The organism is Pseudomonas sp. R62, from assembly GCF_000257605.1.
Taxonomy (GTDB): Bacteria; Pseudomonadota; Gammaproteobacteria; order Pseudomonadales; family Pseudomonadaceae; genus Aquipseudomonas; species Aquipseudomonas atacamensis.
Genome location: NZ_JH635999.1, coordinates 1,586,848 through 1,599,644 on the forward strand (window position 1 = coordinate 1,586,848; position 12,797 = coordinate 1,599,644).

At 60.0% G+C, this 12,797-nt stretch carries 11 protein-coding genes; 3 read left to right on the forward strand and 8 right to left on the reverse strand.

The window, feature by feature from the left end:
• From OQK_RS25115 to OQK_RS25125, 3 genes are all read right to left on the reverse strand, one after another.
• Nucleotides 1–733, reverse strand: a 733-nt coding sequence (locus OQK_RS25115; RefSeq protein ID WP_443216343.1) for an HlyD family secretion protein, incomplete at its 3' end; no start/stop codon positions are given.
• Between the two features lie 25 nt (nt 734–758).
• On the reverse strand, nt 759–959 hold the full coding sequence (locus OQK_RS25120; RefSeq protein ID WP_016774855.1) for a DUF1656 domain-containing protein: 201 nt from the start codon (nt 957–959) through the stop codon (nt 759–761).
• On the reverse strand, nt 949–3,084 hold the full coding sequence (locus OQK_RS25125; protein WP_016774856.1) for an FUSC family protein: 2,136 nt from the start codon (nt 3,082–3,084) through the stop codon (nt 949–951). The genes OQK_RS25120 and OQK_RS25125 overlap by 11 nt, the downstream gene beginning before the upstream one ends.
• A gap of 170 nt (nt 3,085–3,254) precedes the next feature.
• Here OQK_RS25125 and OQK_RS25130 point away from each other — a divergent pair, with 170 nt between their 5' ends.
• From OQK_RS25130 to OQK_RS25140, 3 genes are all read left to right on the forward strand, one after another.
• Nucleotides 3,255–4,310 carry a tetratricopeptide repeat protein gene (locus OQK_RS25130; protein WP_016774857.1) on the forward strand — a complete coding sequence of 352 codons (1,056 nt, stop codon included), beginning with the start codon at nt 3,255–3,257 and terminating at the stop codon, nt 4,308–4,310.
• Nucleotides 4,311–4,443: 133 nt separating this feature from the next.
• Nucleotides 4,444–5,946 carry an ATPase domain-containing protein gene (locus OQK_RS25135; RefSeq protein WP_024013082.1) on the forward strand — a complete coding sequence of 501 codons (1,503 nt, stop codon included), beginning with the start codon at nt 4,444–4,446 and terminating at the stop codon, nt 5,944–5,946.
• The gene (locus OQK_RS25140) at nt 5,943–7,613 is read left to right on the forward strand and encodes an ATP-binding protein (protein ID WP_016774859.1); all 1,671 of its coding nucleotides are present in this window, start codon (nt 5,943–5,945) and stop codon (nt 7,611–7,613) included. The genes OQK_RS25135 and OQK_RS25140 overlap by 4 nt, the downstream gene beginning before the upstream one ends.
• A gap of 46 nt (nt 7,614–7,659) precedes the next feature.
• Here OQK_RS25140 and OQK_RS25145 read toward each other — a convergent pair whose 3' ends face one another.
• The 5 genes from OQK_RS25145 to OQK_RS25165 all read right to left on the reverse strand — a co-directional run.
• Entirely contained in the window at nt 7,660–8,037 is a 378-nt protein-coding gene (locus OQK_RS25145; protein WP_016774860.1) for a response regulator, read from the reverse strand.
• A gap of 44 nt (nt 8,038–8,081) precedes the next feature.
• Nucleotides 8,082–9,296: a hybrid sensor histidine kinase/response regulator gene (locus OQK_RS25150; protein WP_016774861.1), complete on the reverse strand. Its 1,215-nt coding sequence runs from the start codon at nt 9,294–9,296 to the stop codon at nt 8,082–8,084.
• Nucleotides 9,290–9,883: a chemotaxis protein CheB gene (locus OQK_RS25155; protein ID WP_016774862.1), complete on the reverse strand. Its 594-nt coding sequence runs from the start codon at nt 9,881–9,883 to the stop codon at nt 9,290–9,292. The genes OQK_RS25150 and OQK_RS25155 overlap by 7 nt, the downstream gene beginning before the upstream one ends.
• Nucleotides 9,880–10,713: a CheR family methyltransferase gene (locus OQK_RS25160; protein WP_016774863.1), complete on the reverse strand. Its 834-nt coding sequence runs from the start codon at nt 10,711–10,713 to the stop codon at nt 9,880–9,882. Before OQK_RS25160 ends, OQK_RS25155 begins: the two co-directional genes overlap by 4 nt.
• Nucleotides 10,713–12,797: response regulator (locus OQK_RS25165; RefSeq protein WP_016774864.1), on the reverse strand; the 2,085-nt coding region annotated here is incomplete at its 5' end. The genes OQK_RS25160 and OQK_RS25165, both read right to left, overlap by 1 nt.

A 12,797-nucleotide genomic window follows, 5' to 3' on the forward strand; every position in this document is an offset into this window, starting at 1 on the left:
TTTCTACCGTACCGCCGAAACGCTCACCGCTCATCAATTGAATGCGTACCCGATCACCCTCCTCGATTCGCGGCAACTTGGTTTCCTCGAAGTAACCACTGACATAGAACGAATCGCTGTCGACCAGCGCCAGCAGTGCGCCGCCGGCTTGTGCATAGTCACCCTGGCGGGTCAGCAGGTTGGTCACGTAACCGCTCACTGGCGATTCAACGCGGGTGCGCTGCAAGTCCAGTTCGGCTTGGGTCAGCGCGGCAATTGCCAGTTGCACATTGGCTTCGGCCAGCCCGAGGTTGGCCTGATTGCGCAACAGATCCGCCTGGGCAACCGCCACGTCGGTACTGGCCTTCTCCCATTCTTCACCGGAAATCGCGAAGCCCTGTTTCAGCGTGCGCCGCCGGCGCTCCTCGCTTTGACGTTGTTTGAGCAACGCCTCACTGGCGACGATTGCCGCTTGCGATTGCCCCAGCGAGGCCTTGGACACTTCCACCGAACGCCGGGCGTGCTCGACCGCCAGTTGATAGCGCGCCGGATCGATCTCCAGCAACAATTGGCCCTTGTCGACATGCTGGTTGTCCTGCACTGCCAGTTTGACGATTCGCCCCGAAACATCCGCCGACAGCGTCACCACATCCGCCCTCACCCGAGCATCCCGTGTCCACGGCGCGCGGGTGTAATACTCCCAGGCGAACCAGCCGAGGACGATCGCCAGGATCACCACTGCCACGGTCATCATTCGTGCAACTAGTGCTTTCAAGACATCAGGCTCCCATCAACAGAATCAGCGTGGCGCAGACACAGGCATACAGTGCGCCTTCGAACAGTGCTTCATGCCACACCAGGCGCAGCACGCCGAGGCGCCGCAGACACCAGTCCAGCAACATGAAAATCGGAATCGCCAGTAACAGTGCCTGGGCAATCGGCGGCAGATAAACCCCGCCAATTTCGAAATCAATGGGCAAGTTGCGGTTCTCCTTCCAGGCCTTGAGGTTGCAAATAGTCGCCGTGCCGCTCGAGGAACGACACCACAATCAGCAGCGCCACACGCATGCGAAACACCGACCAAAGATGTTCATGACTGGTGGCGTGCAGCTCGTCCAGCTCATCTCCGAGTTGGTACAACGTGGCCAGCAGCGCCGCAAGCTGGACATCGTCGCGACCGGCAACCAAACGACCAGTCTTGCGCAACGCCGACGCCAGGCGTTGGCCGAACGCATCGGTAAGTAGCGCGTTGTTCTGCGCCTGCTGTCGCAGCTGATGCATGGCCACGCCCAAGGCCACGCATGCCAGGCTGATTTCATACAAGCGCTGCATGGCACGATCGTTCGCCGCTGGCAGCAGACCAAGCATGCTGGTCAGGCGATCGGTCATCCGACTCTCGAAAGCGAATTGTTGTTCATCGGTGGCCGGCATTTTGCTCAGTTGGTACACCTGCTCCCGCGCTTCGCCGTACAGGCGGCGGATGCGCAAGGCCGGGCGGAACGGGAAGATCAGCGCATAAACGATCAGGGCCAGCATCGCTGCGCTGACGTAGGCGCCGGCGAATTCGAACCATTGGATTGCCGTGTTCTGCCCAGTGCCGGTATTTTGCGGTCCGAGCATGAGAAAACTGGACAGGCCAAGGCCCATGCCGATACCGGCGGTAGCCGGACTGGAAATTCCCACGGCAATGGCATACAGCAGCGGCGCCAGCAGCAAGGCCAGCAGCTCGAAATCACTGATCGCCGGCACCAGCATGAACTGGTAGAACGCCGACACCACCAGCGCCAGACCCAAGCCTCGCGCATAGCTTTGCGCAGCCATCAGCGGACGCGGAAAAGTCGCCATCAGCGAGCAGAGAATCCCCACCAGAATCATCCCGCCGCGCGCGCCATCCCAGGCCGTTTCGATCCAGATCAACCCGCTGACCAACAGCGCGGTAAAGGCGCGGATCGCATTCATCGAGGCCAGGGTGAAATCCAGATGCAACGGACTGCTCTGGCCGCGATACAGACAACTGGCCGGGCGCCCTTCCTGAATCGCGTCGCTCAGTTCGAGGATCTGCTCAAGTTGCTGCAACAGGCGCGCCTGCTCCCAACGCAGCGCCCAAGCCAATGAACGCAGGGTCGCGCTCATGTTCTCGGTCTGCTGCTCGGCCTTGTACGCCAATGCTTCGAACTGTTGCTGCAAGGTGACGAAACGCTGCCGATCGGCGCCAGACAGCGCGCGGCCCTGTTGCGCCAGCTGCTCAAGCAGCGCCAGTTCCTCGGCACGCAACTGCTGGACCTCCAGCGGCAGATCGCCCTCCCAGCGTTCGATGAGCAATTCACGCTGATGACGCAGCGCGGTCAGTCGCGAGGTCAGCAGCATCAGTTGGTTGCCGAGCAGCAATACCAGGTTGTCGGCACTGCGCAAACGTGGGGCATCGAAATACAAATGACGTCGCAAACCTTCCAGTGCGCTGATCTCACCGAGCAGTTGCATCTGCCGACGCTGGAAATCGGCTTCGCTTTCTTCCGTGCGAAGCACTTCGGCGGCGTGGCTGGCGGCCAGTTTGATCACCTGATCGATTTTGGCGAAATAGCCCTTGGCGACGGCTTCAGGCCGGGCCGTCAGCAAACTGACCACACAGACACAGGCAACCGCCAACAGGGTTTCGGTGACGCGGGTGACCGCCAGCAGAAAGGTGCCGTCCTGATCCGGAATCGCCAGCAAGGCCACCACGACTGCGGTGTAACCACTGAGCACGAACGCTTGGGAACTGGTGTAGCGCAACAAGGTGCCGCCCGCCGTGCACAGCGCCAGCCACAACGCCAATGTCGTGATGAACGGCAGCGGCGCCTGAGGGAAAATCGCCATGATCAGCACCGCCACCGCCGCACCCACGGTGGTGCCGATCACCTGGCCGAAACTGCGCGCCAGTGCCATCCCTGCCAGTGGCTGGCTGACGATCACCACGGCCATGATTGACCACTTCGGCTGTTCGAGATCGAAGATGAACGCCAGATAAAGGGTCAACAGCCCGGCAGCGATGGTCCGCAGGGCAAACAGCAGAACAGCCTGACCGGGATGGATCAAAGCCTTGAAATAGGTGTACAGCGCAGACATGGGCACTCTCTTTAAAACGACTTCTGCAAGCGTAGACATTGCAGCAAAAGCCTGACGGATTTCACAGTCGACACGTGTTGTAGGACGATTCGCTGGCAACGGTTTGACTCACGCGCCAAGCTGAACGAAGCTTGCCGCTCTGCTCAAGTTCGAAGCTTTCGGAAACCCGCATGACTCAGTCCCGCCGCAACCTGCTGATCGGCTTAGGCCTCGTACTGATCCTCGGCGTCGTCTGGCTGTCCTGGCGCAGCAGCACTCCGACCATCCCCGATGCTATCAAACATGGCTACAGCGAAGCGCTGAACGCCGCGCGCACCGGTGAACCCGGAGCGGCGCGCCAGTTGTACCAGCAATTGGGCCGCCCGGACATCTCGGTCAAGCGCCGGGTCTGGCTGCATGGCGAACTGCCCAATTACCCCAGTCCGCAGGCGTTGAAGCTGGCGGACATCGACTTGCATCACGAAGCGCCGCAAGTGCGCGTCGCAGCGATCAAAAGCATCGTCGGTCTGGTGCCCGGCGGGCAGCGCAGTCTGCTGCTAGGACCGTTGCTCGATGATGAAGAACAAGCTGTCCGTTTCGCCGCGATCAATGCCCTGCTCGGCCTGGCCCCGGACGAGCTCGGCCTGTATTTCGCACCGCTACAGCAGGCCATCGACGGTTGGCAACAGACCTTGGAAAGCCAGCCGGAAAGCGCCGCCAACTATGCGCAACTGGCCCGTCTCTATATTCACAACGCCGAATACAAACAGGCCCAACAGGCTTTGGACAATACCTTGCGCCTGGAACCGGGCAACCTGCCGGCGCTGGTCATGCAGATCGATGTGCTCGACCGCCAGGGCCAGAGCGATGCCGCTCGCCAGTTGCTCGCCCGCCAACTCAAGGCGCAGCCCGATTCGGCCTATCTGCAACATGCCCTCGGCCTGTGGCTGCTGCACCACGGCCAGCGCGAATATGCCCTGCTCGGCCTGTCCAAAGCGGTCGAGCTGGAACCGGACAACAAGGATTATCGCTACGACCTCGCCACCACTCTGCACAGCGCGGAAGAACTGGAAGCGGCGCAGAAACAACTGCAGGAAATCGTTCAGCGCCACCCCGCCGACCGCAAGGCGCGGGTGTTGTTGATCAACTATTGGAAGGAAAGCGGCCAGTTGCAGAATGTGCAGATTCTGCTGGCGCAGCTGGAGCAGCTGAATCCGGACGACCCGGCCCTGCAACAGGGTCTTTAATCAAGGTAAAGCGGGTGCAATCAACCACCTGTCGAAAGAAAAAGCGGAACCGTGAACATGCCCTGAGGTCAAGTTATTCAGGCGGCTCACTTAAGCCAGCCGCCGGATTACCCTAGTCATAAGAGGGCGTTTTTTGACTACATCAAACGAGTTGATCAGTGCAAAGGCCGCCGTCGGCATTGTAGGTCTGGATGACATCCTTGCCGGTGGCCTGTCTCGCGGCCATGTGTTTTTGCTCGAGGGGGAACCCGGAACCGGCAAAACCACCGTGGCTTTGCATTTCCTCCGCGCCGGTGCGCTGGCCGGGGAACGCTGCTTGTACATCACTCTCTCGGAAACCGAGAAAGAACTGCGTCAAGGTGCGCTCTCCCACGGCTGGGAGCTGAACGAAAACATCAAGATCTTCGAGCTGACACCGCCGGAAAGCCTGCTCAATGCCGAACATCAGCAAAGCCTGCTGTATTCCTCGGACCTTGAACTGGGCGAGGCGACCAGGCAGATTTTCGAAGTGGTCGAACGCTTCAAGCCGACCCGCGTTGTGCTCGACAGCCTTTCGGAGATCCGTCTGCTGGCGCAGAGCTCCTTACGCTATCGTCGGCAGATTCTGGCGATCAAGCACTACTTTGTGCGCTACGACGCCACCGTCCTGCTGCTCGATGACCTGACCACAGAATCACTCGACAAGACCGTGCACAGTGTCGCCCACGGCGTGATCCGCCTTGAAGAGCTGACGCCTAGCTACGGCGCCGAGCGTCGTCGGGTACGAGTGGTCAAATATCGCGGGCAGAAATACCGTGGCGGTTTCCACGATTTCACCATCATGGGCGACGGCGTCCATGTTTTCCCACGCCTGGTAGCGGCGGAACATCGCGGCGACTACCCACGTCTGCAGCTGTCCAGCGGCATCCCGCAAATGGACGCCCTGCTCGGCGGCGGCATCGAGACCGGTTCCAGCACGCTGATTCTCGGCCCGGCCGGTACCGGCAAATCGATGATTTCGATGATCTTCGCCGCCGCAGCGGTGGCCCGAGGCGAAAAAGCCGCGCTGTTCATTTTCGATGAAGAGCTGGGCCTGCTGTTCGAACGCATGCGTCATCTCGGCATCGACCTCAAAGCCTTGCAGGCCACCGGTAATCTGCTGATCGAACAAGTAGACGCCGCCGAATTGTCTCCGGGTGAGTTGTCCCATCGCGTGCGCCGTTGCGTCGATGAGCTAGGTATCAAAACCGTGGTGATCGACAGCATTAACGGCTATCAAGCGGCGATGCCGGAAGAAAACGCGCTGGTGCTGCACATGCACGAGCTGCTGCTGTACCTTAACCGCAAAGGCGCGGCGACTTTCATGACGGTCGCCCAGCACGGTCTGGTGGGCGATATGCAGGCGCCGGTTGATATCACTTACCTGGCCGACACGGTGATTCTGTTGCGCTACTTCGAAGCCCTCGGCAAAGTCCGCCGGGCGATCTCGATTATCAAAAAACGTACCGGCAACCACGAGTCGACCATCCGTGAATACCGGATTTCCTCGCGTGGCATGACCATCGGCCAACCGCTGGAATCCTTCCAGGGCGTGCTGCGTGGCGTGCCGACCTACATGGGAGCGAGCAATCCATTGCTTGAGGATGAAAGCTTGTGACGGTCAACACGCCGTTGGCCGAGCGGGTGCTGGTGCTGGCGCCCATGGGTCGCGACAGCCAGATCGCGTTGATGATTCTCAACGAAGCCGGTTACGGCGGCATGGTGGCGCCGAATCTCGGCGCTCTGTGCACCGAACTGGAGGTCGGCGCCGGGTTGCTGCTGATTGCTGCTGAGGCGTTGCGCGGACCGGAACTGGAAGGGCTTATCGCCTACCTTGACCAGCAGCCCGCCTGGTCGGACATGCCCATCGTGCTGCTGACTCATCATGGCGGCGATGAACAAGGGCCGCCGTCGCGTCTCAGCACCCTGCTCGGCAACGTGACTTTTCTCGAGCGCCCCTTCCATCCCGCGACGCTGGTCAGTCTGGTCTCCGCCGCCCTGCGCGGGCGGCGACGACAATATGAAGCGCGCGATCGGCTGATCGACCTGAGTGAAAGCGAACGCCGCCTGCAATCAACTCTGGAAACCCTCGAGCAACAGGTTGAAGAGCGCACCGCACAGCTTCGCCACAACGAAGAAGCGCTGCGCCAATCGCAGAAAATGGAAGCGGTCGGCCAACTGACTGGCGGCATCGCTCACGACTTCAACAATATGCTCACCGGCATCATCGGTAGCCTGGAACTGCTGCGCCGACGTCTGGCCCGGGGCCGGACCGAAGACCTCGACAGCCTGATCGATCTAGGCGTGACCTCCGCCAACCGCGCCGCCGGCCTGACTCACCGCTTGTTGGCGTTCTCCCGCCGGCAATCGCTCGACCCGAAAGCCGTGCAGATGAACACGCTGGTGCTGTCGATGGGCGAGCTGCTGCAACGCAGCCTCAATGAGAGCATTCATCTGGAAATGCGCCTGGACGACAACCTCTGGGTTGCCGAGGCCGATCCCAATCAACTCGAGAGCGCCCTGCTCAACCTGGTCATCAATGCCCGCGATGCGATGCCCGAGGGCGGCAAACTGGTGGTGGAAACCAGCAATCAGGTCCTGCATAGCGACTTCACTGCCGCTTACAGCAATCTGGAGCCGGGCGATTACGTGATGCTCAGCGTGACTGACAACGGTAGCGGCATGCCGCAGAGTGTGGTCAGCCGCGCGTTCGATCCGTTCTTTACGACCAAGCCGATCGGCCAGGGCACCGGCCTCGGACTGTCGATGATCTATGGCTTCAGCAAGCAGTCGCGCGGGCATGTGTCGATCGACAGTGAAGTCGATCAAGGCACCACGGTAAAACTCTATCTGCCGCGTTTCCGTGGTGAAGAAGTGGAAATTCCCGTCTCGGATTCGCAGCAGGCTCCGTATGCGATGGATGGCGAAACCGTACTCATCGTCGAAGACGATCCGGCTGTGCGCGTGTTGGTCAGCGCCGTGCTCAGTGAGTTGGGTTATGCGTTCGTGGAGGCCGGTGATGCCGACGGCGCCATGCCGATTCTGAATTCGACGCAACGCATCGACCTGCTGATCAGCGACGTTGGCCTGCCGGGGATGAACGGTCGTCAACTGGCGGAGGTTGGTCGGCAATACCGGCCAGGTCTGAAAGTGTTGTTCATCACCGGTTATGCCGAGCACGCGGCGGTGCGCGGTGGCTTCCTCGACTCGGGAATGCAGATGATCACCAAGCCCTTCACCTTTGATCTGCTCACCGCCAAGGTGCGCGAGATGATCAATAGCTGATTCTCATGCAGGAGCTGCCGAAGGCTCGGCAGCTCCTGCATGACCATCAGGCCAGCAATTCCTGAATCTTTTCCTGCAACACATCCAGATCGAACGGTTTTTCCAGGATCGGTGCCTTGCTGGTGATCGGGCTGCCGGTTTCACGGATTTCCTGCGGGTAGCCGCTGATGAAAATCACTTTGAGGTCCGGTCGCAGCTTCACTGCCGGCTCGGCGATCTGCACGCCGGAGATCCCGCCCGGCAGGCGGAAATCGGTAATCAGCATGTCCAGGTGAGGTTTGCTGGCGAGGATCTCGAAAGCCTGCTCGCCATTTTCCGCTTGCAACACGCGATAGCCCTGCCCTGACAGGTAATCCGTCAGGACCATCAAGATAACCGGTTCGTCTTCGACGACGAGTACTACATCTTGCGCATCTACGCTCATGGGAAGCCTTTGTTCGGTCAATAGCTGCTGATACGACCGTGTGGTCACTCAGAGGTTGCGTCGGATATGCCGTTTTCCTGGATCGGCAGACAAACGCGAAACAGGGCGCCTTCGTTGATTTCACTCTCGACGACGATGGAGCCGCCATGGGCGGCGACGATCTGCTCGGAAATGAACAGACCCAGCCCGAGCCCGGCCACCACCGTCTTGGCGGACACCCGTTCGAACTGCTGAAAAATACGCTTCTGGTTCTCGGCGCTGATGCCGATGCCGTGATCCTGGACCTCGACCCGAGCCTCGTCAGCTTCGCGATAGACGCGCACCTGAATCGGGCTGCGACCGCCGTAACGCAAGGCGTTGGTCAGCAGATTGGACACCACTTGCTCGATGCGGAACTCGTCCCAGCAACCTTCGACCGGCTCGGACGCCTCAAAGGAAACGCTGGTTTCCGCCGCTTCCATTTGCGGTGCAAAATTTTGCAGCAGATTGCTGACCAGTTGCACCAGATCGAAACGACTCGGGCGGATCGACAGTTTGCCGGTGCGGATTCGCGAGACATCGAGCATGTCTTCGATCAGGCGAATCAGACTTTTGATCTGCCGCTCATCGCGATCGACCATCGCCTGCATCTTGTCGAGGGTGAACGCCGCGGCGTTGTCCCGGGCCAGGTGCATCTTGCGCAGCTGGGTTTCAAGGATCAGGCCATTGAGCGGTGTACGCACCTCGTGGGCAACGATGGACATGAAGTCATCGCGCATGCGCACCGCTTGTTCCAGCTCAAGCTGCGTGCTTTGCAGCTGTTGCAGCAGCGCTTCCTGCTCGCGTCGGGCCTGCTCCAGCGCCTCGACCTGCTGTTTCATGGCCTTGCTCTGGCGATACAGATCAACGAAAACGTTGACCTTGCTCTTCACCGCATGAATGTCCAACGGCTTGTGCAGGAAGTCCACCGCACCGCTTTCGTAGCCCTTGAACGCATAGTTGAGTTCACGGCCAGCGGCGCTGACGAAAATGATCGGAATGTTCTTGGTCTTCTCGGTGCCGCGCATCAACTCGGCCAGTTCGAAGCCGTTCATGCCCGGCATCTGCACGTCGAGAATGGCCATGGCGAATTCGTGTTGCAGCAATAGCGACAGTGCCTCGTCCGCCGACAGAGCCTTGTAGACCGTGCGATCCTCGCGCTTGATCAGCGCTTCCAGCGCCAGCAGGTTTTCTGGCAGATCGTCAACGATCAACAGTTTGGCTTGGATATTACTCAGCATGCGATTCGTTCCAGCTCGACTAGCAGACGGCCGATGCCGTGAATGGGTAGGACATGATCCGGCTGCAGAACGTTCAGTGCAGCCTGGGGCATGGTGGCGACTTGTGCATCATCGGGGTCTTGAACAATGGTCAGGCCGCCGCACTGCTTGACGCAGGCCAGCCCGCGCGCGCCATCCTGATTGGCGCCGGTCAGCAGCACGGCGGCGAGTGTCTCGCGGTAAACGTCAGCGGCGGATTCAAACAGGTAATCGATCGAAGGCCGCGAATGATGCACGCGATCCTCCAGGCTCAGCGACAGGCTGCGATCCGCTTCGACCGACAAGTGATAACCGGGCGTGGCGAAATACACCGTGCCGGCTTGAATGTCCTGCTTGTCTTCAGCTTCCTTGACCGGCATCGCCACACGGCGGGAGAACACTTCGGCCAGATGACTACGGCGCTCTTCCGGCAGATGCAGAACGATAATGATCGGCAGCACATAGCCTTTGCGTAATGGCCCGAGCAGGGTCAGCAACGCCTCGACACCGCCTGCGGAGGCGCCGATCACGACGGCCTCGATGCGAGGCAGGCTCGGGGTGTCGTTCATGATTTGCGGTAGATCCGTTCTTGTTTGACCAACGCCTCGAACTGATTCGAATAGTTGGAAAAATCCAGGGTTTCCTTGCTGCCCAGCACCAGAAAGCCGCGATGCGACAACGATTCATGGAACAGCCCGAACGCCCGGTCCTGCAACTTCTTGTTGAAATAGATCAGCACGTTGCGGCAGGAAATCAACTGGGTTTCGGAGAACACGCTGTCGGTGGCCAGGCTGTGGTCGGCGAACGTCACGTTCTCGCACAGGCTCTTGTCGAAAATCGCGTAGCCATAGGCTGCCGTGTAGTAATCGGCAAACGAACGCTGACCGCCGGCCTGCTGATAGTTGGCAGTGTAGGCGCGGACGTTTTCCATGGAGAAAATCCCTTGCTTGGCCTTCTCCAGCGAGCGCGGGTTGATGTCGGTGGCGTAGATGATCGTGCGGTCGAGCAGGCCTTCTTCGCGCAGCAGGATCGCCATCGAATAGACCTCCTCGCCCGTGCTGCATCCGGCAATCCAGATCTTCAGCGACGGATAGGTGCGCAGCAGCGGCACCACTTCGTTGCGGATCGCCAGGAAGTGCGACGGATCGCGGAACATCTCGCTGACCGGGATCGTCAGCAGTTGCAGCAGCTGCATGAACGCCGTCGGGTCGTGCAGGACTTTTTCTTGCAGGGCCGAGATGGTCGCGCATTCGAACTGACTCAGCGCGTGCTGCACACGGCGCTTGATCGAAGCGCCGGAGTAGTCGCGAAAGTCATAGCTGTATTTCAGGTAAATCGCCTCGATCAACAAGCGTAATTCGATTTCGCTGTTGCGCTCGGCTGAACTGCTGCGTTCCACTAGATGCGTTCCATTTTCGGTAACCACACACGTATCAGCGAGAACAGACGATCAAGGTCGATGGGCTTGGCCAGGTAATCGTTGGCGCCCGCTTGCAGGCAGCGCTCCTGATCGTCCTTCATGGCCTTGGCCGTCACCGCGATGATCGGCAGCTTGCGCCAGCGCGGATCCTTGCGGATTTCCATGGTGGCTTCGAAGCCATCCATTTCCGGCATCATTACGTCCATCAGCACCAGGTCGATGTCCTCGACTTCATGAAGTTTCTCAATCGCTTCGCGGCCATTACGGCCGATCACCACGACTGCGCCTTTGTGTTCCAGCGCGCTGGTCAGGGCGAAGATGTTGCGCACATCGTCGTCCACCAGCAGCACTTTGCGACCTTCAAAGACCTTGTCGCGGCTGCGCGCGGTCTTGAGCATCTTCTGCCGTTCATGGGACAGCTGCGATTCGACTTTGTGCAGAAAGAGTGTGACCTCGTCGAGCAATCGCTCCGGGGAGCGTGCGCCCTTGATGATGATCGAGCGCGAATACTTGCGCAGTTCGGCCTCTTCGTCGCGGGTCAGGTTGCGTCCGGTATAAACGATGACCGGCGGGAACGAGCAGATGTCCTCGGTGGACATGCGCTTGAGCAGATCGTTGCCGAGCATGTCCGGCAGCTTGAGGTCGATGACCATGCAGTCGTAGATGGTCGTGCGCAGCAATTCCAGGGCGTCCTGGGCCAGGCCGACGGCAGTGATTTCGATGTCTTCGTCGCCAATCAGCCGCGCGATGCTTTCGCGTTGCAGATCGTCATCTTCGACCAGCAGCACGCGTTTGACCTTCTGCGTCAGCTTGGCCTCGAGACGGGCGAACACATCCTTGAGCTCTTCGCGGGTGGTCGGCTTCACTGCGTAGCCGATCGCGCCCATGTGCATGGCCGCTTCGACGCGGTCTTCCACGGAAATCACGTGCACTGGAATGTGCCGGGTTTCGGCGCGTTCTTTCAGGCGTTGCAGCACGGTCAGACCGGAATGATCCGGCAGGCGCATGTCGAGCAGGATCGCATCCGGAACGAATTCGCGCGCCAGGTCGTAACCTTCGTCAGCGCCGTGGGCGACCAGACACATGTAGCCCAACTCATGGGCCAGGTCATAGAGGATACGGGCGAAGTTCGGTTCGTCCTCCACCACCAGAATGCAGCGGGTGGCGAACGGTGCCTTGTCGCGATCGTCGGCAAAGCGCGGGATAACTGCCGGAATCGCCGATGCGAGCGGAGCCGCAACAGCAACTGGCGCAGGCGTCACAGGTGCCGGGTGGAAGGTCAGCGGCGCGGCCGGCGTTTCACCGAATTCGTGATACTGACGCGGCAACACCAGCGTAAACGTGCTGCCCTGCCCCGGCACGCTGTCGACGCTGATCGAACCGCCCAGCAACGTCGCCAGATCCCGCGAGATCGACAGGCCAAGGCCGGTGCCGCCGTACTTGCGATTGGTGGTGCCATCCGCCTGACGGAACGCCTCGAAGATACTTTCCTGCTGATCCGCGGCGATACCGATCCCGGAATCCTTGACGCTGAAGGCGATGTGATCGTTCGGCTGCGCGGTGATGCTCAGGCTGACGGCGCCGTGCTCAGTGAACTTGATCGCGTTGGACAGCAGGTTCTTGATGACCTGCTCCAGACGCTGACGGTCAGTGAACAGCAAGCCCGGTGCGTCCGGCTGAACCTCGACGCTGAAGGCCAGTTTCTTGTCCGCCGCCAAGGGTTCGAACATCGAGCGCAAGCCGTCGACCAGACGATCGACGCGGGTGTTTTCGGCAATCACTTCAAGCTTGCCGGCCTCGACCTTGGAAATGTCGAGGATGTCGTTGATCAGGTTGAGCAGATCGTTGCCGGCCGAATAGATCGATTCGGCGAACTTGACCTGTTCCGCCGACAGATTCTGCTGCGGGTTCTCCGCCAGCAGCTTGGCCAGAATCAGCGAACTGTTGAGCGGCGTGCGCAGTTCGTGGGACATGTTGGCGAGGAATTCGGATTTGTACTTGCTCGAGCGTTGCAGCTCTTCGGCACGCTCTTCAAGCTGGATCTGCGCCTGATTCAGCTCGGT